General features: G+C 39.0%; 21 protein-coding genes. 3 read left to right on the top strand and 18 right to left on the bottom strand.

Annotated elements, in window-relative coordinates:
* Positions 1-127: 127 nt before the first annotated feature.
* From prfB to flaG, 9 genes are all read right to left on the bottom strand, one after another.
* Positions 128-1,226, bottom strand: a protein-coding gene (prfB, locus tag KI375_RS06225) for a peptide chain release factor 2 (RefSeq protein ID WP_212972657.1) whose coding sequence is annotated in 2 segments (ribosomal slippage) — positions 128-1,153 and positions 1,155-1,226 — 1,098 coding nt in all. Because the reading frame shifts where the segments join, the coding sequence is not laid out codon by codon here.
* A 60-nt stretch (positions 1,227-1,286) separates the two neighbouring features.
* Positions 1,287-3,797, bottom strand: coding sequence for a preprotein translocase subunit SecA (gene secA, locus KI375_RS06220; protein WP_212972656.1), 2,511 nt, complete (start codon positions 3,795-3,797; stop codon positions 1,287-1,289).
* 150 nt (positions 3,798-3,947) lie between these two features.
* Positions 3,948-4,475, bottom strand: coding sequence for a chromate transporter (locus KI375_RS06215; protein ID WP_212972655.1), 528 nt, complete (start codon positions 4,473-4,475; stop codon positions 3,948-3,950).
* A complete protein-coding gene (locus KI375_RS06210) occupies positions 4,472-5,047 on the bottom strand; it encodes a chromate transporter (protein ID WP_212972654.1) in 576 nt (191 codons plus the stop codon). The genes KI375_RS06215 and KI375_RS06210 overlap by 4 nt, the downstream gene beginning before the upstream one ends.
* 296 nt (positions 5,048-5,343) lie before the next feature.
* Positions 5,344-5,898: a ribosome hibernation-promoting factor, HPF/YfiA family gene (gene hpf / locus KI375_RS06205; protein WP_244852340.1), complete on the bottom strand. Its 555-nt coding sequence runs from the start codon at positions 5,896-5,898 to the stop codon at positions 5,344-5,346.
* Between the two features lie 168 nt (positions 5,899-6,066).
* Positions 6,067-6,417 (bottom strand): flagellar protein FliT, encoded by a 351-nt coding sequence (fliT, locus tag KI375_RS06200; RefSeq protein ID WP_212972653.1) that lies wholly within the window; start codon positions 6,415-6,417, stop codon positions 6,067-6,069.
* Entirely contained in the window at positions 6,417-6,821 is a 405-nt protein-coding gene (gene fliS, locus KI375_RS06195; protein WP_212972652.1) for a flagellar export chaperone FliS, read from the bottom strand. The genes fliT and fliS overlap by 1 nt, the downstream gene beginning before the upstream one ends.
* A 31-nt stretch (positions 6,822-6,852) precedes the next feature.
* A complete protein-coding gene (fliD, locus tag KI375_RS06190) occupies positions 6,853-8,880 on the bottom strand; it encodes a flagellar filament capping protein FliD (RefSeq protein ID WP_212972651.1) in 2,028 nt (675 codons plus the stop codon).
* 19 nt (positions 8,881-8,899) lie between these two features.
* Positions 8,900-9,277: a flagellar protein FlaG gene (gene flaG / locus KI375_RS06185; protein WP_244852337.1), complete on the bottom strand. Its 378-nt coding sequence runs from the start codon at positions 9,275-9,277 to the stop codon at positions 8,900-8,902.
* A 218-nt stretch (positions 9,278-9,495) separates the two neighbouring features.
* On the opposite strand from flaG, the gene KI375_RS06180 reads away from it, so the two are divergent.
* Positions 9,496-9,744 (top strand): hypothetical protein, encoded by a 249-nt coding sequence (locus KI375_RS06180; RefSeq protein WP_212972650.1) that lies wholly within the window; start codon positions 9,496-9,498, stop codon positions 9,742-9,744.
* Positions 9,745-10,080: 336 nt separating this feature from the next.
* Here the strand turns inward: KI375_RS06180 and KI375_RS06175 are convergent, their stop codons facing one another.
* A complete protein-coding gene (locus tag KI375_RS06175; protein ID WP_212972649.1) occupies positions 10,081-11,415 on the bottom strand; it encodes a putative bifunctional diguanylate cyclase/phosphodiesterase in 1,335 nt (444 codons plus the stop codon).
* 424 nt (positions 11,416-11,839) lie between these two features.
* Between KI375_RS06175 and KI375_RS06170 the strand changes: the two genes are divergently transcribed.
* Positions 11,840-12,769 (top strand): aldo/keto reductase, encoded by a 930-nt coding sequence (locus KI375_RS06170; RefSeq protein WP_212972648.1) that lies wholly within the window; start codon positions 11,840-11,842, stop codon positions 12,767-12,769.
* 210 nt (positions 12,770-12,979) lie between these two features.
* On the opposite strand, the gene KI375_RS06165 is transcribed toward KI375_RS06170, so the two are convergent.
* A complete protein-coding gene (locus KI375_RS06165) occupies positions 12,980-13,753 on the bottom strand; it encodes a hypothetical protein (protein ID WP_212972647.1) in 774 nt (257 codons plus the stop codon).
* Positions 13,754-13,991: 238 nt separating this feature from the next.
* On the opposite strand from KI375_RS06165, the gene KI375_RS06160 reads away from it, so the two are divergent.
* Positions 13,992-14,447 carry an NUDIX hydrolase gene (locus KI375_RS06160; protein WP_212972646.1) on the top strand — a complete coding sequence of 152 codons (456 nt, stop codon included), beginning with the start codon at positions 13,992-13,994 and terminating at the stop codon, positions 14,445-14,447.
* 50 nt (positions 14,448-14,497) lie between these two features.
* On the opposite strand, the gene KI375_RS06155 is transcribed toward KI375_RS06160, so the two are convergent.
* From KI375_RS06155 to KI375_RS06125, 7 genes are all read right to left on the bottom strand, one after another.
* Positions 14,498-16,036, bottom strand: a complete 1,539-nt coding sequence (locus KI375_RS06155; RefSeq protein WP_212972645.1) for a plasmid pRiA4b ORF-3 family protein — start codon at positions 16,034-16,036, stop codon at positions 14,498-14,500.
* A gap of 605 nt (positions 16,037-16,641) precedes the next feature.
* On the bottom strand, positions 16,642-18,093 hold the full coding sequence (gene nagE / locus KI375_RS06150) for an N-acetylglucosamine-specific PTS transporter subunit IIBC (protein WP_212972644.1): 1,452 nt from the start codon (positions 18,091-18,093) through the stop codon (positions 16,642-16,644).
* A gap of 373 nt (positions 18,094-18,466) precedes the next feature.
* Positions 18,467-18,937, bottom strand: a complete 471-nt coding sequence (locus KI375_RS06145) for a hypothetical protein (protein WP_212972643.1) — start codon at positions 18,935-18,937, stop codon at positions 18,467-18,469.
* A 295-nt stretch (positions 18,938-19,232) separates the two neighbouring features.
* Positions 19,233-19,568: a hypothetical protein gene (locus tag KI375_RS06140; RefSeq protein WP_212972642.1), complete on the bottom strand. Its 336-nt coding sequence runs from the start codon at positions 19,566-19,568 to the stop codon at positions 19,233-19,235.
* A gap of 181 nt (positions 19,569-19,749) precedes the next feature.
* The gene (locus KI375_RS06135; RefSeq protein ID WP_212972641.1) at positions 19,750-19,950 is read right to left on the bottom strand and encodes a YjfB family protein; all 201 of its coding nucleotides are present in this window, start codon (positions 19,948-19,950) and stop codon (positions 19,750-19,752) included.
* Positions 19,951-20,050: 100 nt separating this feature from the next.
* The gene (locus KI375_RS06130; protein WP_212972640.1) at positions 20,051-21,016 is read right to left on the bottom strand and encodes a metallophosphoesterase family protein; all 966 of its coding nucleotides are present in this window, start codon (positions 21,014-21,016) and stop codon (positions 20,051-20,053) included.
* 302 nt (positions 21,017-21,318) lie between these two features.
* Positions 21,319-21,774 (bottom strand): DUF2269 family protein, encoded by a 456-nt coding sequence (locus tag KI375_RS06125; RefSeq protein WP_212972639.1) that lies wholly within the window; start codon positions 21,772-21,774, stop codon positions 21,319-21,321.
* Between the last annotated feature and the right edge of the window lie 14 nt (positions 21,775-21,788).

Genomic DNA, 21,788 nt, shown 5'->3' with positions numbered 1-21,788 from the left:
AATAGGTATAATTTTCCAAAAGCACTAGGACTCCAACAGAGGCACGGGCTTGGGTAATTAGCACAAGTTTGTGAACCAAAAAAGGACTGAAAGAATAGCTCCTTTCAACCCTTTTATATTTTATTATTTAAACTCTTGAACGCAGGTAGGCATTGATAAAGGCATCAATATCTCCATCTGTCACTGCTTGAACATTGCCTGTTTCTTCATTCGTGCGATGATCCTTCACCATGGAATAGGGGTGGAAAACATAGGAACGGATTTGACTTCCCCAACCAATTTCCTTTTGCTCCCCTCGAATTTCTGCTAATTGTTTTTCCTTTTCTTCTAACTCGCGCTGATAAAGTTTCGCTTTTAGCATGTTCATCGCTTTTTCTCGGTTTTTAATTTGTGATCTTTCATTTTGGCATGTTACGACCGTCCCCGTTGGAATATGGGTAATCCGAACAGCGGAATCTGTTGTATTGACGTGTTGTCCACCTGCACCACTTGAGCGATACGTATCAATTTTCAGGTCATCCTGTTTGATATCTACCTCGACATCATCAGTAAATTCAGGCATAACATCACAGGATACAAAGGATGTGTGGCGACGCCCCGAAGAATCAAATGGTGAAATTCGTACTAAACGGTGGACACCTTTCTCAGCTTTTAAATATCCGTATGCGTTATGACCTTTAATCAACAACGTTACACTTTTAATGCCAGCTTCATCTCCGGGTAAATAAGAAAGGATTTCTGTTTTGAAATTTTTCTTTTCTGCCCAGCGTGTGTACATCCGCAAGAGTATCGATCCCCAATCTTGCGACTCAGTTCCACCTGCTCCTGGATGAAGTTCAATAATAGCATTGTTTTTATCATAAGGATCGCTTAATAATAATTGTAATTCAAAATCATTAAGACGCTGGATTAGATCCTGCAGTTCTCCTTCAAGCTCGGCTTCGAGGTCAGGATCACTTTCCTCTTTGACGAGGTCATGGGTTAATTCCAAATTTTCATGGATCTCTAGCAGTTCCTTATATTCATTCACAATGTCTTTGAGACTATTCGCCTCATTAATGATCGTTTGAGCCAACTGTTGGTCATCCCAAAAGCCAGGCTCAAGCATTCTTTCATCCAGCTCAGCAATCCTTGTTTCCTTCTCTTCTAAGTCAAAGAGACCCCCTAAATTCAGCTAATCGCTCCGCTGTTTTTTCAAGCTCTGTTCTTACCTCAAATAATTCCATTACAAGCACCTCAACTGTGTCAGATTTATTTCATTTAGATGGGAATAGCGATTAACGGACTTACGTTAATCGACCATGACATTGTTTGTATTTCTTACCACTTCCACATGGGCATGGATCATTCCGACCAACTTTTTCACTTTTTCGGATTGGTTTTCTTTTAACCTCTCCACCCTCTTCTTTTGGATTCACTGCCTGCCCTTTTGCAACTTCTTCCCGTTCCAAGTTATTTCTTATTTCCGCCTTCATGATATATTTAGCTGTGTCTTCCTCAATAGCCTCCACCATGCTTTCAAACATGGTAAATCCTTCACTTTGATACTCCCTAAGTGGATCAATTTGCCCATAAGCACGTAAATGAATACCTTGGCGAAGCTGATCCATTGCATCAATATGATCAATCCATTTAGTATCAACAGAACGGAGCAAGATGACTTTTTCAAACTCTCGCATTTGTTCCGGTGTTAAATATTCTTCTTTTTCATCATAATGCTTTTTCACTATGTCGAAGATGATTTCTTTCATTTCTTCTCGTTCTCTTCGCTCTAAATCTTCAACTGCCAAGTCACCCTCAAACAGAACGGTCGCATTTAAATAATCAATTAATCCTTGGATATTCCACTGTTCTTCTTCTGACTCAGCTGTATAGCTAGCAACCGCCCGATCAATCACAGATTGAATCATTTTTTCAACGATATCTCGGAGGTTTTCTGAGCTCATTACATCATCACGCTGCTGATAAATGATTTCTCTTTGCTGACGAAGAACATCATCATATTGTAAAAGCTGCTTCCGAGCATCAAAGTTATTTCCTTCTACTCGTTTTTGTGCTGATTCAACTGCTTTGGAAACCATTTTACTTTGGATCGGTTGAGAATCATCCATGCCCAGCTTTTCCATCATCGATTTCATATTTTCAGATCCAAATCGGCGCATTAATTCATCTTCCATTGAAAGATAAAACTGTGTAATCCCTGGATCGCCTTGACGACCAGAACGACCTCTTAGCTGATTATCAATCCTTCGTGATTCATGACGTTCCGTACCAATTACAGCTAAGCCACCTAGCTCTGTTACACCTTCACCCAGTTTAATATCTGTACCACGCCCAGCCATATTTGTCGCGATCGTAACGGCTCCTTGTTGTCCAGCTCCAGTAATAATTTCCGCTTCTCGCTCATGGTTTTTCGCATTTAATACATTATGCTTTACACCTTTTTTAGTTAGTAAAGAAGAGACTAACTCCGACGTTTCAATGGCCACTGTCCCGACAAGGATCGGCTGCCCTTTCTGATATCTTTCATAAATATCTTCTACCACTGCATTGAACTTACCATTCATAGAAGAATAAATTAAATCAGAACGGTCATCCCTAACAACCTCCACATTCGTTGGGATCGAAATGACTCGCATATTATAAATATTGCGGAATTCTTCTTCTTCCGTTTTGGCTGTACCAGTCATCCCCGCCAATTTATCATACATGCGAAAATAGTTCTGAAATGTGATCGTGGCCATGGTCATTGACTCACTTTGAATTTCAACGCCTTCTTTCGCCTCAATCGCCTGATGTAATCCGTCACTAAAACGACGTCCTTTCATCATCCGGCCCGTAAATTGATCGACAATAACAATCTCGCCTTCTTGAACCACATAATCCACATCATGCTGCATGCTGACATGTGCCTTTAAAGCTTGATTAATATGGTGGTTAAGGACAACGTGAGACAAATCGAATAGATTATCGATTTTGAAAAAACGTTCGGCTTTATTGATTCCCTCTTCTGTTAATTGAACCCCTTTTGTTTTTTCATCGTACGTATAATCTTCTTCTCTTTTTAAAATTTCTGCAAAAGCATTTGCCTGTAAATATAATTGTGTCGATTTCTGAGCTTGTCCTGAAATAATTAATGGTGTTCGTGCCTCATCAATTAAGATCGAGTCAACTTCATCAATAATTGCAAAATGAAGAGGGCGCTGAACCTTTTGTTCCTCATACAGCACCATGTTATCGCGGAGGTAGTCAAAGCCAAACTCATTATTCGTTCCATACGTAATATCTGCGGCATACGCTTCTTTCTTTTCTTCCTTTGACATGCTATTTAAATTAAGTCCAACAGTTAGACCAAGAAATTGATAAAGTTCACCCATTTCTGTTGCATCACGACTAGCCAAATATTCGTTGACTGTCACAACGTGGACACCTTTTCCAGTAATCGCATTTAAATAAACAGGCATTGTTGCAGTTAATGTTTTTCCTTCACCTGTTTTCATTTCCGCTATATTTCCTTCGTGTAATGCTACGCCCCCCATAAGTTGGACTGGGTATGGATAAAGTCCTAGCACTCGGCGAGAGCCTTCTCGTACTACAGCAAAAGCCTCTTCTAGCATATGGTCTAGCGCTTCACCATTTTGATATCTTTCCTTTAATTCATCTGTTTTTTGGCGAATTTCCTCATCCGATAACTGCTCCATCTCTGGAGCTAGTTGATCAATTTTCTCTGCCATTTTTTCTAGTCGTTTCAAATCACGCTTATTGGGATCAAATAATTTATTAAGAAAAGCTGCCATATTTAAACGCTCCCCTATCTATTAAAAGTGCATACTTCTTTTGAAAGAAATATTAATTAAAACAAGTTGTCAAAACTAAAACCTTTTACCTAATTATCTATCATATCACTATCGGTTTTCTCTGACAACATTGGAAAAACGCCAGAAGCTTCAGAGGAAAATCGCTCCATAAATTAGAGCCCCAGCAATAACAAGGGCGGGATGGACTTTCCATTTTGCTAATAATAGATAGCTCATAAGTCCAATAAAGATCGTCTGCGGAAGACCAGCGCTTTTTGTAGAATTAGCAAAGAAATCAAAGGTCATTATACCCAAAAGCACAGCGATAGTAGGCCGAACCAATTGAGTCATTTTTTTAACCTTTGGCGAATCTTTATGTTTTAAAAGCAGGCCTAACAATGGGATCATCAGGACTAAAGAAGGAGCGACTGTGGCAAATAAAGCAATAAAAGCGCCTAATACACCACCTTGCTGATAACCGATATATCCGGCCATCTTCGTAGCAATAGGGCCTGGTAAGGCATTTCCTAAAGCCAACACTTCACTAAACTCTTGAACAGAAACCCATTCATAACGTCCCACTACTTCATGCTCAATCAAAGGAATAGAAGAAGGCCCACCGCCATACCCAAGAATCCCTGGAATAAAAAAGGCAATAAAGATCTGCCAGTATATCATAGTGAACTCCTTTCATTCTCTGCGTTTACAGTTGATTTCTTCTTATTTCGTGCTGAAAGAGCAACAATTAATAAAAGAGCGATCACGATTGCTGGGTGAATACCTAATAATTGCATCACAATAAAGCTGCCAACAATAAGGAGAAGCGTAGAGATCCATCCCAAAGATTGATTGGATTTTTTTACGAATTCCCATGTGAGGATCCCCATTAAAACCCCTGCTACAGGGAGAACTGCCTGCGACATCCCGGAAACCCAGGGTTTATCCTTATAAGCACTTAACAAAGACAAAAATATAATCATCAAAGCTACTGTTGGCACAACCGTTGCAAAAATGGCATTGATCATGCCAAGCCAGCCGCCAACTCGCCAGCCAATATATCCGGCCATTTTTGTATTGATTGGACCTGGCAAGGCATTTGCAAGAGCCAGCACATCGCCAAACTCATCGTCATCCATCCATTTATACACACGGACTACTTCATGTTGAACCAACGGAATGGCAGAGGGGCCTCCCCCAAACCCAAGCATGCCAGAACGAAAAAAGGCGATAAAAATATGTAGATGTTTCAAACCAATCTCCTCCTCTAAAACACCCTATAAGAATAACAAATGATCACTATGCCGAGAAGATGACTTTCTTATCAAAAAAGAATCAAAAGCGTAAGCGCCTTGATGTAAAAGAAAGGCTAAGTTCGGCCGTCCTGGCGCTTCGTACGTCAATGCTGAGCGGCTCGTCTCCAGCGAAGCCTCTCAGAGCTAGGCGCTTGAGACGGATGTCAAAGCGCAGGTAAGCCAGTTATTCATAAGATAAAAACAAATAAAAAGCACGCCACCGTTGAGGCAGCGTGCTCCAGATAGATTATTTCTTAATTTGTTTCAATCAATCCATACTTTCCATCTTTACGGCGGTACACAATATTTGTTGCATTGGTCTCAGCATCTGTGAAGATAAAGAAACTATGCCCGAGCATGTTCATTTGCAAAACGGCTTCTTCACTATCCATTGGTTTAAGACTAAACTGCTTAGTACGGACAATCTGAAGCTCATCTTCTACCTCATCATTAACTGGAAGCCCATTCCCATTCATTTTGAAAAATTCCTTGGCGCTTCCTTGATCTCTAAATTTACGATTAACTTTTGTTTTATGCTTACGGATTTGTCTCTCTAATTTATCAACAATCAAGTCTACGGCTGCATACATGTCATCATGCTCTTCTTCAGCGCGAAGGACTAATTGTGGAAGTGGAATTGTTATTTCAACTTTTGCTTTTTTATTTGGATTAACTTTTAAATTAACGTGAACATTTGCTTCAGGGATTTCATTAAAATATCTTTCCAGTTTCCCTACTTTCTTTTCAATGTGATCACGTATTGCATCTGTAAGGTTGATGTTTTCACCGCGAATATTATATTTCAGCATTTTAACTCCTCCTTATTTAATGCCTATGTATATATACTTCTACATACCCTTTCAAACTCCTGCTTAATCCAATAAAAAATTTGTCGATTTTTTTACATTTTAACAAAGTAGAGAACAGATCGACATTAAAGCTCAAAACTACTCTCCAAATGGACTTAATATTCTCTATTACTGCCGTTTATCATAAAACATTCCGTCCAAACTATCTGTTGCCGCATACGGATTAGCATAATGGCTAACAGACTTCTTTTTCTGCTCTAGTGTTTTAATGTCCATTTGAATGTCTTTTAAAAACTGTTTTAACAGAGTATTCATTTCCTGATCCCGAGCAAGCAAGGCTTTTCCCAGTTCTTGCTCTTCATCTGAATATGGGGCTTGGAGATCTGCGAAAAAAGTCGAACGTTGTTGTAATAGGGTTTCGATTTTTTCAATAGTAGCCTCTCTTTGTTGATCAGCAGTTGTTTGAGCCAATACAATGATTTTCTCTGTGATGGCTAAACATTGTTGTAAAGTATCCATTAAATGCCACTGCTTCCTGCAGCATGTTGATGTTGACGATTTAATTGGATTGCTTGTTTCCAAGTATCACGAAATTCTTTGATCATTTCTTCCATTTCAGTCAGGATTTCAACATCATTTTTAATATTCGCTTCCATTAAACGTCGATTCACATAGTCATAAAGTGTCATCATGTTCTTGGCTACCGGTAATTCCATATTTAAGGTGACCATTAGCTCACTAACAATATTTTGCGCCTTTTGGATATTCGTATTCTTTTCTTCAATATTATTTTTTTCCATGGCTACTTTAGCCAAATGGATAAATTTAAGACAGCCATTGTAAAGCATTAATGTTAACTCGCCCGGAGCAGCCGTTGTTACGGCATTTTGTTGATACGTCTGGTATGGGTTTGCACTAGCCATTTTTTCACTCCTCTAAAATGTAAATGTTGCTCTAAAATCCACCAAATTGTTGCATTAGATACGCCGATTGCTGATTAGCCTGTTGAATCGCTTTTTCCATCGCAGTAAATTGGCGCCAATAGCGATTTTCCGTCATTTTCAGCCTTTCTTCAAAGCGATCAATACTTTTGTCTACATTAATCAATTCACGTCCAAGTGTGAATTGTTGATTGGTTGAAGTAGCACGACCAGCTTTTTCCTGCACCTTTTTCATAGAAGCATCCACCGTGTCATAGAGTCTGTGGACAATCCCTTTCCCGGCTTCAGAATCATTGCCGCGGAATAAATTTTCAACAGAGTCGGGATCTTCTTCTAAAGCTTCCTTTAATTTCGCTTCATCGATTTCTAGCTTTCCGCCTTCAAGATAATTAGAGGTTGTTTTAATGCCGATACTGGCTAATTGTTTAAAAATACCATTGGTCTCTACTGTACTGTACATATCCATTCTCATACTGGATAAGACGCCTGATAGTACCATATCGCCTTTTAAGAGACCACTTCTCGCCATTTCTTCCCATTTTTCTTGTTGCTTTTCAGAAAGTTCGTCCCGCTCGTCCTCTGTTAAAGGTTTATAATCACGATAACGTTCCTCATTCAACTTATCGCCAATTTCTTTAATTAATTCATTGTACTGATTGACAAATTCCTTGATATTTTCAAGTACTTGTTCTGAATCATTTCCGACTGAGATGGTCGTTGGTTGTTGTTCTCCTTCACCGAATGGTTGCTTTAAGGTAATGGTGACACCATTCATATCGAAAGTGTTGGAGCTCCGCTCTGTTTCGAGTCCGTTGATCATGAATTTGGCGTTTTGCCCGTCCTGTAATTCTGCGTCCTTAAAATTTAAAATATCTTCCATAAAAGTTCCAGTTACAGAGATATCACCAATTCCATCCTCGCCAAATTTACCGGTTTCCTTACGGGTTAAAGTCACCCGATCTGTGACAGAATCATAAAACATGGTGACCCCTGCGCTCGATTCATTAACTTTGCGGATAACGCTATTTAAAGTATCCGTGCCCGTCATAAAGATTGTTTCGTTTACTTCACCTTTCGATGTTTGCGTATTAATGCCGAAAGAGGCATAATTTTGGGTGAAAGTGGCTTCCATTTTTTTCGGCCAGCTTTCTTCCTCATCCTCTTTAAACTTCTCGGAGTTGAAAGTAATAATTCCTGTATCCAGGTTAATATGTCCTAACACATCTGCTGAGTCATCTCTATTTACAAGTGTGCTGTTCCCCTGTTCATCTGTTGCAACAATGTATTCAGCACCATCAACAGCCACTGTAACCCCTTCAGTTAACGAACCTTTCCCTAGGTTCCAAGTAGTAGCAGGCTTTTCACCAATCTCCAATGTTTGTGTTTTTTTATCTAAAACATAATCAACCTTAACGACACTGCCTTTTGCTGGGGTGATATTATCCCCGAAAATCAATTCCCCCTTACTATTTACTACTACTTGATTCTCAGATGCAACGGCATTCTCTGAAAGATCAATCTTTGCAGTAACAGCACGTCCATTAACAACAACCTTTATTTCCTCTCCATCTTTAAGTTCTCCATTTAATTTCAATGGCGGTACATTCCCTACCTCATCTACAGTTAAGGTTTCCGATTCGACAACACCCGTTTTCCAGTCAGCATCTACCTGGTCTTTCAATCCTTTAGTTGGATCTAGAGAAATTTTCCCTTTATTCACCAACCTCGCCGCTTCCGCCAACTGTTCTACCTTCGAAATCGAATACGACGCCTGTGCAGCACCACTTGAAACCGTGGCTGTGACGAATTGTTCATTCGATGAGGAAACTGTTCTTGCCCGATAGTTGGATGTTAATTTTAAATTTGCAAGCTTGTCCCGAAAGCTAAGTAATTGTGTATTAAGTGCACGGTAGTCATCTCTTTGCCATTCTAGGATTTGTTTCTTTTGCTTCAATTTATCGAGTGGAACACGTTCAGCACTCATTAAATCCTTTACAATTTGATCTATATCCATTCCACTTGCCAAACCGGCAATCCTCATTTACCTCACTCCATCTATCTTATATTTTCTTATCGACCATGATGCCTAAATACTCGGTCATTGCCGCAAACATATCCAGTAATTTTTTCGGTGGAATTTCCCGCACAATTTCATCTGTCACTTCATCCACAAGAGTGACATAGTATTCATTCAATTGATCATGGAATTGAAATTTCAAATGTGTTTGTGGAGAAGCTTTAAGAAATTCATTCATTCCATTAACTACATTTGCAACATCTTCTTTTGAAGAAGGTGAATCCATTTTGATTGCCTGGTCTTTTGTTACAATCTTTTCTGTTGTGTTATTTATGGTTATTGGTATTTCTTCAAATTTGCTGGTCATACTCCCACTATGTGTTGATGTGGCTGAGAGACTTCCCCCTATTGGTCCTGACATCACTTTACTCCCTTTCACACATTGGTCTATTTACAGCTAATATCGGCATGAAACCCTTTTTGTTTATAGATAATCTATACTAATTTTATTCGCGAGCTTTATGGATATCGCCTATTTTCCGCTTGAGATTGCGTCTTTTTTTCTTAGGAAACATATTATGCAATGGAGGAGATTTGGGTATTTCACTCCAAAAACTTTAATTAAAGAGGAGGTTCCCTATGAATCAAATGCACTATCCAGTAGAATTTCATGATCAATTTGGTCATACGGATCACAGATTAATTGGCCGCCCAGTTGGATTTGGCAGACCATTCGGTTTTCGACCAGGCTTTGGGCGACCGTATGGATTTGGCTTTGGTGCTCCATTGCTTGGAGGGTTTTTAGGTGGTTTGGCACTCGGCTCCTTGGTCCAACCTTACCCTTACCCGTATTACCCTGTTTATCCATATGGAGGCTATTATTGGTAAACAGCTGAGATGATAAGCAAGGATTTCCCGGGAAATGGCGGATTTTGTTGAAATATGAAGATTCTCCAGATGATAAACCTTATGGTAAAAACTTTATTTTGTAGTTGGGGTAATTTATTTGTGAATGGGAATACCAAAAGGGAAGGAAAATTTTCATAAAAGGAGTGACCTTCATGAAAGGCACAGCGATTATGGCAACAGTTGCCCTTGGTGCTGCTTATCTACTCAGAAATGAAAAATCACGTAATAAATTAATGAATCAATTTAAAAGCATGGCTTCAGTAATGAAGTAAAAAAATTAACCTATCCGTCTGTTTTTTTATTTCGACGGATAGGTTATGTTTTTTTATTTTCCCACCAATCCCATACATCCTGATAACGCATCGGTTTAGAAAAATAATATCCTTGTAAGATCGGACAGCCGATCTGTTGTAAAATCTTATATTGCTCCTCTGTTTCTACACCTTCACAAACGACTTTTAACTTCAACATATTGGCAAGTTCAATGATTGATTTGGCAATTTTCACGCTCATATCATTATAAGTAATATCTTGAATGAACTGTCGGTCAATTTTTATTTCTTGCACAGGAAAATGCTGTAAATAATGGAAGGCAGAGAACCCTGTTCCAAAATCATCAATACTCACTTGAAATCCATATGCCCGGATGGCTAAAATTTGCTGCTTCGCTTTTTCTAAATCTTCGATAGCCACATCCTCTGTAATTTCAACAATTAATTGCTGTGCATTCACATCATACTTTTGCAAACGAGCTGCTAGAAAATGCTGGAGAGATGGATCCAAAAAATGTCTAGATGAAATATTAATGGAAATGGTTAATGTTTCCCATCCTTGTTTTTTCCATATTTCTAACCGTCTAAATGCTTGCTCAATTACCCACTCCCCAAGTGGAAAAATAAGTCCAGTAGCCTCCGCTAGTTCAATAAAGGTTCCTGGCATCTTCACTCCTTCCTCGGGGTGCTGCCAGCGAATTAATCCCTCTAAACCAATTAATTCTCCAGACATCGCATCTACTTGCGGCTGATAAAATAATTCGAATTGCTCTTGTTCAAGCCCTTTTCTTAGACTCATTTCTGTGCGAAAATCGTCTCTCATTTTTCGCGTTATTTTGTCGTTATATTCCACCCGCAAATCACGAACGACCATTGTATTCTTTTGATTTAAAGCCGCCTTTGCTTTCGTTAGGCAATCTTTTGACGTATTCCCATGCTTAGGAAAGACACTGACTCCATAACTACAGGTAACAAAAATTTCCTGATCATAAGCAAAAATCGATAAGCCTAAAACCTCTATTATTTCATCCATTAAGAGCTTTATTGGTTTTTCTAAACATCGGTCTAACAGAAACAAACCAAAAAAGCCATCTTCTATGTGGGTAGCAAAGCCTCGATTATTCATAGCCTTTTGCAAACGCTCTCCCGTAATGGCTAATACATGTTCAGTATATTTGTCCCCGAGAACATTCCTTATTTCAGGAAACTGATCTAGTTGGAGATAAATAAAATAAGCTTTTTCTTTAGCTTTAAAAGCTTTCCCAAAATCATCGGCTAGCATCAAGAAGTCATCGTAGGGATACAACCCCATTAATGAATGAGGAGCAACAAACTTACTGATACGATTATTAGAAGAGTTACTCGGGGTTAAGTCCATTATAAACACGTCCTTGTGAATCTGTACTTCTTTTCTTATATCGGTAAAATTTCGACAAATTCCACACATTCTTCTATTAAATTTAAAGAGAATTTCAGAAAACACGCACTTCTCTACTGTTACTCAATAGATGATGTGCTATACTAAACATTAAAAATAGCAAAGGAGTTGATTTTGAAAAAAGAACGTTTGGGAGTTATAAGAACGGCTTATTCTGAATGAAGTCGTAGTAATTGTAAGTTCTAGAAATTGATGCCGTTTACATTCCACCTCCCAACCATTTACATAAAGCGGTAAAGAGGATGTGAAAAAACAATTGCCTTTGGTATAAAATCTTATCAAGGGAATAAAATCTGGTAAGACTGTACTAAATTACGCTGAAAAAGTGACAGATTGACTTTTTAATAGAAAGGGAGACAGCTTTATGAAAAATATTCGTGTCAAAGGAATTGAAAAAGAAATATCTAGTCTAGTAATGGGATCGGATTATTTTACACCCGATAAAATGGAAAAAGTTACTGAAGTTTTAAATGACTATCTTGAAATCGGTGGCAACACAATTGACACCGCTTTTATCTATGCCGGTGGAAGAAGTGAAGAAGCGATTGGCATTTGGATGGAAGATAATAAACGTCGCGATGATGTCATCATTCTAACAAAGGGTGGTCACCCTAATGCGAAAGGACCACAAATTAATAAACAAGCTATTGATAATGAATTAAAAATTAGTTTAGAGAGATTGCGTACAGATTATGTGGAATTATATGCCCTCCATCGTGATGACCCAAATGTACCCGTTGGGGAGATCTTAGAAATTCTTAACGAGCATGTAGAAGCAGGTCGTATTGGTGCATTCGGTGGATCGAACTGGTCTTTTGAACGTTTACAAGAAGCGAATGATTATGCTGAAAAACATGGGTTAATTGGCTTTAGCTACAGTAGTCCTAATCTTAGTTTAGCTAAAGCGCAGGAACCTTATTGGGCTGGCTGTGTTTCTGTCGATGATCCAATTATGTCTTGGCACGAAAATAACCATATGCCACTATTTTCATGGTCTTCACAGGCACGTGGATTTTTCACTGGACGTTTTACACCAGAAGACCGCTCAAATGAAGATTTAGTCCGTGTTTTCTATAATGATGAAAATTGGGAGCGTTATCGCCGGGCTGAACAGCTCGCAAAGGAAAAAGGTGTGGAAACAATTCAAATCAGCTTAGCTTATGTATTAAATCAAGCATTCCCGACAGCCGCTATTATTGGACCACAAAACAAGCAAGAAATGGTTTCTTGTCGGCAGGCTGCAGATATCCGCCTAACAGAAGACGAAATTCAATGGCTTGACCTGAGAAAATAGAATGTAATAGCAATTAAGAAATAGGCTGGGACATAACTAAAATGTTAAACTCCAAAAACGAACCTGCGGGAAGTGAGAGTTAGGTAAGCCTCCGCCTGAGGAGGCTTACCACTCGCCCGCAGAAAGCGAAGTATATTTCTGGAGCGAGTATACGCACCATTCTAGTTCGTTTTTTCTCTGGTGAAAACACTTTTGTCCCAGCTTCTTTGATCAGCGCTTTTTTCTCGTATTTGATTTTCCGGACGGTTTCCATTCGATATGGACAGGCTGCCATTCACCATTTTCAAAATACCAATCTGTTTCGACGACTCCAAGTTGATCCGCATGATAGGCACCACTAATTTGTCGATACCCTTTCAATCCATAGCCGGCTTTTCCTTTTATTTTCACCACTTCAAAAAAGGCGATAGGATCAATCATTAATTCTGTTGGTTCATTCAGCTGTCCATTTTTTTGATATAATCCAATCGAAATATAATCCTTTCTTCGATCCCATAAATCGAGAATAATCGGTTTTCCTAATCCTGGAACCTCGATCACAGCGACAAAATCTTGGTCAAAATGGCCTTGGATCGCGAGCGGAGTTGGAAGAGGAATTTCTTTTATCTCTCCTCCTTTAGCCGTATGCAGAGCATAATTATAAAGACCGCCACTTCCCCCAGTTGCGCTAGAATATAAAATATCATCGACTCCATCATGGTTTAAGTCTGCAAAATCAAGCTTTGGCTCATAGCCACCTCCTTCATAATCAATTTTTAACTTCTTCCCATCAGACGTTGTTATTTCTGTCCAGATTTTCTTGTAATATGGTGAGTCTTCTTTAAATGGAATGCCATAGACAATAATATCATCCATTTTTCCATCGCCTGTCACATCATGCTTGTATTCTAAAATGGTCTTTCCTTGCTCAGCTGCAGCAGCCGTGGTGAAAACGGAAAGGATAACAACAAACGCAATAAGAACAAATATCAGTTGCTTTTTCAAAAAATCACTCCACTCATTGGTTGATATGAATATGATTCCCTTTATGAATTGATTTATGAACAGTGGCTTTATTCTTTTCTCGTTTGTCCTATTATTCGTCTAACTTCCCAAGTTTGTATGGAAAATAAACAGCTTGGTCTTCGCTTTATTCAAGAATCAGCTATACACCTAAGGAAAGTTGGCGACAGAAGCGATATAATAAGAATAAGGTTAATGGTTCGAAAGGAATGAAATAGATATGGGGTATGTCGAGGATTTAAGAAAACTCGTAGGGCATAGACCATTAATACTCCCAGGCTCTGTTGTGATTGTGTTGGATAAACAAAATAATGTTCTTTTACAGCAGCGAAAATACCCATATGGGATTTGGGGATTGCCTGGCGGGTTAATGGAATTAGGCGAATCTACGGAAGATTGTGCACGGAGAGAGGTTTGGGAGGAAACAGGACTCACAATTGGGAAACTAGATTTAATCAACGTTTCCTCCGGGAAAAATCATTATGTCAAAGCTCAAAATGGCGATGAATTTTATGTCGTGACCATTGTGTATATGACAAAGGATATTATTCAAGGAAAACCGCAGATTCATGATGACGAATCCCTGCAGATAAAGTTTTTTCCTCTGCATCAATTACCAGATAATATGGTCGGCAGTCATCGAAAAGCCATTACAGATTATCTTGATCCTGCATAAAATGGTAAGGGCAATTCAATCATTGAACAAATCGATTGAATTGCCCTTTTCTAATGTTGCATTTGTTCTAGCATGCGTTTAAATTCGTCCACACTAGATAATTCTTCACTTTCTATAAGATTTGATGCATAGCGGAATTTCAATGGAAGTAACATCTCGTAAATGGTCTCTGAAACAAAGATTTTACTCGGAACTGTATCGCGATTTTGTAAAAATTTTAAAAAGGCCCGTTGGCATTGCTCCACCATGTCTCCACCGGCTTGCATTTCTTGAAATAAAACCATACCACTTTCTTGATCAATCGCCACACATAAATTTGGAAAATACGGACGCTCTCCTTCCTGCTCCTGAATCGGCATATTGACAGGAAAGAAATCAAATTCGACGGTTCCCTGATCTTGTTTATACTTGGATAAACGTTTAACTTCCAACTCTGAAAGATAAGATGGGTATTCCTCCTCACTAGTAGCATCCCAGTTAAAGATAGAGGAAGTCACATATCCGGAGGTCCATTGTATTTCACCTTGTGAATTTTCCTTTGGGATCCTTGCTAACCAAGCTCCTTGTGCTGTTTCCTCTAAATGAGGAGGTTGTTCTTTTATACCCTCAACTAAATAAGGTAATTGCTCTAGCGCTAATAAAAGCAGTCTCGCTTCCTCTTGATTAATCATCCATGGAAAGAAACCTGGCTGATAACTACGGAATTCGGGCCACTGATGTTTCCCTCTAAAAGACATATTGGCTTCTTTTATTAGCTCATAATCCGCCTTTTCAAGTTCATCCCGATTCACAAATGAAACTAACACAGCTTTTTGTTTCTGAGAAAGTTCAAATGCACTTTCATTTGATTGATTCAAGATTTGCAATAAAGATTCAAAGCCTTCTTTCCCTATATAAATGGCAAGCCCATACAACTCATTAGCATTTCCAAGCACACTGCAAAACACCTGATCCTTTGTGATCGGGTCCGTAATAATATAGATATCATCGCCCTCTACTACCGTCCAAGGGGCTAATTTATTAAATTCTTTTGCTGCTATAAGCAAACGAGACCAATCAAATTCCGGTTGATTCCCCTCTAAAAAACAGATAGATAATTTCTCATTTACATGATCCGTTAAAGCCTCTGAATTCATGGTTTCTTCAGGAGATACGTCATCTAGGTACATTCCTCGACTATCCTCTTCTGGTGCCTCTCTCATTGCCTTGACACAAAAAGGATAAGCAACTCCCTTTTCGGGTGTCAATACTTTTTCCAAAATAATTTCATGGATCCAATCGTCACCAAAATCATAGATATAGACTGCTCGGTCTTTCTCCTGTATAAAAAAATCTGAAAGTAAAGTTTCCGCTTCATCGTACGCAGGTGAAAAAAGACCGTATTCGTCCTCAGCTCCGATTTCCAATGGTTTGATGGATTCCCCATTGGATTTTGTCATCCGATACGTATGTAGATGATAATCTTCCCATTCAAATGCGAGTTGTAACACTTGGTGAAAATCTAAAAAAGTCATATTGGACTCTATCTGTAACCGCCGCCAAATTGGAGGGCGAAACCCAAGCAATTGCACTTTAAATTGATAAATCACATTGTCACCTCATCATGCTTTTCTTTAAGTGTAAATCATTCAAAACAAATTTTCTAGACATCTATGGTCCTTTCGCACTTTTGACTCCGCAATACAGAACAAAAGCGCAAGGCGCCCGCCTATCGCCGACAAGCAAATGTTCTGAGACAAAGAAAGGCGTTCTTTGCCTTTCATTGGCTCAGGTTATTTGACCTCGAGCCGATGGCGCCTGGAGCTAGACACCAACCACAAGGTAAACAGTTATCCACAAGCGACAATTTTATAGTTTCCTTAACAAGAACAAAAGCGCAAGCGCCCGTTTAGCGACGTACAAACTTTCATAGTAAGGATGAACAGCTAAAAACGCGCCGTCCTGGCGCAACGCTGTTCTGACCTACATCCTGTAGGCCTGAGATAAAGGATACACGGCGAAGCATGAGCCGATGTTGACTTATCGTAGGAAGAAGCTGAAAGTTTGCTAGTCGCTGGGCGCTGGAGCTGGATGACAAAACTCAAAATTACAACTTATCCACAAGCCAAAAATTTTATAGTTTAATTAACAATAAAAAAACTACCCTCTTCAAAAGTTCAAAAGAGGGTAGTCTTTCATTATTCATGTTCACGGGCTAATCTTTTTTTCGAAGTTTTTCTACCTCATCTGCAACAAATTGCACCTGGGTTCCGACGATAACCTGAATATTATGAGGCCCAACTACATTGATGCCAGGGACACCAGTTGATTTTATTTTGGCTTGATCGACAGCATCCATATCTTTTACTTCAACACGTAAACGAGTCGTACAGTTTTCAACAGCTGTCACGTTTTCATCTCCACCAAGCCCAGCATAAATCACAGTGGCCATTTTGGAAAATCGGTCCTCTCCTTTTCTAGAATCCGTTTCTTCTTGAGAGGAATCTGCTGTTTCTTCTTCTCTTCCCGGTGTTTTCAAATTAAATTTGAGGATTAAGAAGCGGAATAGGAAATAGTAGATCACTCCGAAAACCAATCCCTGTAGCAGCAACATATATGGCTGATTGGCGAGCGGAATCCGTAAGCTTAAGACATAATCAACAAATCCGGCACTGAAACCAAAACCTGATGTCCAATGGAAAAAGGACGCAATTCCGAGGGATAATCCTGTTAAGACCGCATGGACCACATAAAGGGCTGGCGCTAAAAACATAAATGAAAATTCAAGCGGTTCCGAAACCCCGGTAAAAAATGAAGCAAAACCAGCGGCCAGCATAAGTGAAGCGGCTTGTTTCTTTCTCTTTGATTTAGCTGTATGATACATGGCAAGTGCAGCGGCCGGCAGGCCAAACATCATAATTGGGAAAAATCCAGCCTGATACATGCCAGTAATCCCTTTAATCCCTGTGCCATCTCTGAATTTACCGATATCGTCAATCCCGATGGTATCGAACCAGAAAACGGCGTTCAACGCATGGTGAAGTCCAGTTGGAATTAATAATCGATTGAAAAATCCATATAAACCGGCACCGACAAATCCTAACTTACTAATGGCGGTTCCGAAAGTAACTAGCCATGAATAGACGACCGGCCAGATGAAAAACAATGCAACCGCGGCGATTAGCATCGCAACAGAGGTCATAATCGGAACAGATCGCTTTCCACTAAAAAAAGCGAGGGCATCAGGTAACTTCACCTGACTAAAACGATTATACATTAGAGAAGCCACAATCCCTGAAAGAATTCCAATAAAGGCATTTCCGATTTTTTCAAAAGCAGGATCGACAGCCTCTTCTTCTATCCCCTGGAACAATGCAACCGCTTCTGGAGATAGTAAGGTTGTCACAACAAGAAACGCAACCAAACCACTTAATGCAGCAGAACCATCCCTTTCTTTTGACATTCCTAACGCCACACCAACAGCAAAAAGAATGGGAATATTATCAATAATGGATCCTCCTGCTTTTACCAAAAAGGCAGCAGCGACATTTTCAGCTCCCCCGGTAGGATCGATCCAGAAACCAATCCCCATTAAAACGGCGGCTGCCGGCAAAACAGCCACTGGCAACATCAGGGATCGTCCAAGGTTTTGCAGAAATTTCATCACATCCATAACCTCCTCACATTCATAGATTCTCCTATAACCGTGATCCTATAAGTAATTTTTTATGATTCCGTGTTTGTAATCGTTTCTGCTGTCAGCGTTCAAGGAAATCGTTTTCAATTCAACGTAAATCAGTATTTCATTGCCTTTCTTTGCTTCAATCTGAATCGTAATTCCTTCTCCCCATCATCTTCTGACTAAATTGCTCCTTCTAAGAGAAACACTCCACCCGCATCAGCGCTATCCTCTCCCTCTTATCATTTTTTAAACAGCATGCACCTCTCCTTTCTTCTTCCGTATTCTTTCTATACCACAACAAACTTCATTCATTCCTATTGGATAATATGCTTCTTGGAAATATTTTACTCTTGAAATATCAAGTGGTTAACTCGGTAATAATGTGATTGATCCAATCTAATCCAAGTAAAGCAATCCAAACAAAAACTGGTATAGCTAAGCATTTTAGGGCTTGCAACCAATGGAAGGTGTTCTTTCGTTTTTGCAACAGTCTATCAATAACAAAAAACAGAAGCGCAGCCCCTAAACTAAATGGCAGAAGAACAAGCCCAAAGACAACGTGGAAAACGCCTGAAATCAAAATTTCCTTCTTAATGTTTCCATCCTTTTTTGTTAGGAACTCCGCTATCTTATCACTGGCAATAGAAGTAAGCACGCCATAGAACAAAATAACAGGAAAGCTATACATTAAATACACATTTACAACCGTAATTGCGGTGTAAAAATAATTTTGCCCTGTGTCCCCAAAGGGATTGGGAAAAATAAACCCTAATAATAAGGCAAATAAAGTCCCGGATATTGTCGCCGTTATTATTTTTCTAGCTAACATATTCTTCCCCCTTCTATATTTGTAACATTTATTTTAGTCATTATGCTTTTTCAACAAGAGAAATTGAGGATGAATTCGAAGAAAAACAACTGGCGATGAATTCCAGTTGCTTCCAACTTAATGATGACATGGAAAATAATAAGGGGAGTATTCGGCCATCCCCATTAAACAATAGGATATGTAATGGATTTGAGCAAAGAAAAGATGGCCTTTCTTAGAGTGGTATATTGTTGTTGGCATGATGAAGTTTTATCAAAAGAAAAGTATGAGCTCAGCCATCAACTTTGTATAGTGGTTATAATTCTTTCCATAAGTCGACATGAAGCAAAGTAAGATCCAAATTCACAACACAATTAATTTCTTTTCTATTTTTTAAAAACCAAGTAAAAAATTTAATATCTTTGACGACTTCGCAAAATGGAAGGATTTTGAAATGTTTTTTTGCATGATAATGTAAATATTGAATAAGTACTTCCTCACGAATAAATGATAAATATAGAAGATCTGAATATTCATATAAAAAATGAAACATTCTATCCAATGATTCTTGTTTTTTTGACGGAATTCCTAAATCATCGACTTTAAATTGTGATTGTAATACATCAAATCTTGATCGCTCTTGCAATGTCATGTTTCACCCCTATGTCCATATGTTCGAACAAACAATCTTTCAATATACATATTTTTCCAACAATAAACATCATACGACAAGTGTCTTTCCTTTTCAATGGATATCCATTATCCCTATCTGTAAAAAAATCGAGGAGACTAGTAGATAAACTACTAATTTCCTCGATTTTTTAAAATAGTTTTCAACTTGTAAGGTCAATATTCCCACCTAAATGAGGTTGAGCAGCATGCTGAATCGCCGAAACATTTGATGATTGTAACAATGTTTTCAATGCTTCTCCTTGTTGTCCCATCATTTCCATCGTCTTTTTTGTCACCAAAACGGACGCCTGTTGCTTAAGCTGTGTCTGATTTAATGCCATTGATAGACCAGCAATATCCAATCTCATACCTCCTTTCATTTACCCGGAACTTGATTTATATATTAAATATATCGACCAAAAAAGGGGATTTTTAAGACGAACCTTATAAAAGGCTGATAGTTCATTTGTACCCTTTTTCTGGATCATGTACTGGTTGCTCATGGACGACAGATCCATCATTTTCACGTATCCACGTATCAAATTCATGTTTCCCTGCCTTCAATTGGATCACACGTGCACCAGTTGGAAAATAGTCATTTCGTTCATTGTCAATGTAACTCACATACTTCGTTGCCCGGCCATAACAGAGCTGGATTCCATGGAGTGTACTACAAAAATCATTTGCATGATCATGACCAACGAACGTCCCCATCACATCCCCCATTTCTACCATAGCTGAAAAAAATCCTGAATTCACCATGGGTGTGTGACATTTTCCATCCAATCGATGGCCGTAACAAACTTGATTCTCCCAAGCTTCATTGTATTCCGGTAATGGTATATGGAAAAAGGCAAGCGCTGGTAAAGGGTTCCCCCCATTTTTTTCTGTAAAAGCCTGAGATGTTTCAACATACCAGTTAATCTGATCTCTTCGAATCCAATCATATCCACCAAATCGAGAATAATCACCACTATCCAAAAAATATAATGCAGAGGCTACTTCTTGTTGATCGTTCATAATCGTCAATGCATAGTTTCCCGCCCCACTTATACCTGGCGGATCCTCCTTAGCCACGCAGTATTCATGCTCCAATTGAACCTTATGTAGTTGCTTCCTTGTCGCACTTCCTTCTGAATCATGGTTTCCAAAAACAGCGGCCCACGGAACTTGATAATCCTCCGCGACCGCGACTGCACGGCGGAATGATTGGATGGGGTCTTTTGTTCTTGCACTCGCAATGAGATCCCCCGTGAAGACAATTAGATCAGGGCGTTCCTCGCGAATCACCATCTCCATTAAGCTTCGTGTTTCCTTATCCATCTGAGGTGAATCAGGATCATAATCAAATTCATCAATAAACTCTACATCGGTAAATTGGACAATCATAAATGTACCATCATCTCGAAACGTTAAGCTTTTATCCATCTCTTTTGCTCTCCTTTTTTATCCCTCATTAACTGGCTGTATGCCCCCACTAAAAAATTAGGGAGGATGACCAGCCAGTAAAAGCCCGATTCTGGCCAAAAGGATGTTGATCACAAAGGCGTTTCGAATTTAGCCTTTGATCTTCTTCCATCAGTGGGGTTAAGAAAAAAACCACTGATGAAGTTTCATAATGTATCATTTCACCAATAGAGTGAACTTTTCCTTCTTGGTTCTTAATCTATTCTTTTCAGATGGAGTCAAATCCGTTTTTCTTCAAAAAAATAGCGCCCCAAAAAGGAGCGTTAAAAGGGTTTTACGATCATCAAGGCAATAATGATCAAAAAGAGTAGATTTTCGAAATTTTCATAGCGGTTGAGCTTCTTAGATAAGCGAAAGTATTCTTTTGGTATTTCTTCTCCTTGATGCTGGTTGACAATTTCTTTTACAGGAATCGCAAAGGGTTTTAAAACGAATGGTCCCATCGCAAGGGCAATAAAAAACAAGATCAGGCTTACAATATACCAGCCCATCTGAAAAAGATAGGGATGCATCATCCCCATAAGTAAACCAGTAATAAGCAATAATGTACCACCAATCATGACTAAAATATGCAAGTGATGTTTTATCTTATAAGCATGGCGCAGTTCTGTCATCGTCTTGGCTGATTTTGGAATGAAACTCAAGACAAAACCAGGTCCCATTCCAAGAATCGCTGAGAAGATATGTATAAAAACAAGTATTGTATAAACGGTATTCAATTAGTACTCCTCTT

This window comes from Bacillus sp. J14TS2, assembly GCF_018333015.1.
Taxonomy (GTDB): domain Bacteria; phylum Bacillota; class Bacilli; order Bacillales; family Bacillaceae_C; genus Lederbergia.
The sequence above is the reverse complement of the archived record's forward strand: the minus strand, read 5'-3'. Positions and strand labels throughout refer to the sequence as shown.

Excerpts from the sequence above, each read along its gene's own strand:
- secA (WP_212972656.1), bottom strand. The coding sequence starts at position 3,797 with ATGGCAGCTTTTCTTAATAAATTATTTGATCCCAATAAGCGTGATTTG.
- KI375_RS06215 (WP_212972655.1), bottom strand. The coding sequence starts at position 4,475 with ATGATATACTGGCAGATCTTTATTGCCTTTTTTATTCCAGGGATTCTT.
- hpf (WP_244852340.1), bottom strand. The coding sequence starts at position 5,898 with ATGCTGAAATATAATATTCGCGGTGAAAACATCAACCTTACAGATGCA.
- fliT (WP_212972653.1), bottom strand. The coding sequence starts at position 6,417 with ATGGATACTTTACAACAATGTTTAGCCATCACAGAGAAAATCATTGTA.
- fliS (WP_212972652.1), bottom strand. The coding sequence starts at position 6,821 with ATGGCTAGTGCAAACCCATACCAGACGTATCAACAAAATGCCGTAACA.
- fliD (WP_212972651.1), bottom strand. The coding sequence starts at position 8,880 with ATGAGGATTGCCGGTTTGGCAAGTGGAATGGATATAGATCAAATTGTA.
- flaG (WP_244852337.1), bottom strand. The coding sequence starts at position 9,277 with ATGTCAGGACCAATAGGGGGAAGTCTCTCAGCCACATCAACACATAGT.
- KI375_RS06180 (WP_212972650.1), top strand. The coding sequence starts at position 9,496 with ATGAATCAAATGCACTATCCAGTAGAATTTCATGATCAATTTGGTCAT.
- KI375_RS06175 (WP_212972649.1), bottom strand. The coding sequence starts at position 11,415 with ATGGACTTAACCCCGAGTAACTCTTCTAATAATCGTATCAGTAAGTTT.
- KI375_RS06170 (WP_212972648.1), top strand. The coding sequence starts at position 11,840 with ATGAAAAATATTCGTGTCAAAGGAATTGAAAAAGAAATATCTAGTCTA.
- KI375_RS06160 (WP_212972646.1), top strand. The coding sequence starts at position 13,992 with ATGGGGTATGTCGAGGATTTAAGAAAACTCGTAGGGCATAGACCATTA.
- KI375_RS06145 (WP_212972643.1), bottom strand. The coding sequence starts at position 18,937 with ATGTTAGCTAGAAAAATAATAACGGCGACAATATCCGGGACTTTATTT.
- KI375_RS06140 (WP_212972642.1), bottom strand. The coding sequence starts at position 19,568 with ATGACATTGCAAGAGCGATCAAGATTTGATGTATTACAATCACAATTT.
- KI375_RS06130 (WP_212972640.1), bottom strand. The coding sequence starts at position 21,016 with ATGGATAAAAGCTTAACGTTTCGAGATGATGGTACATTTATGATTGTC.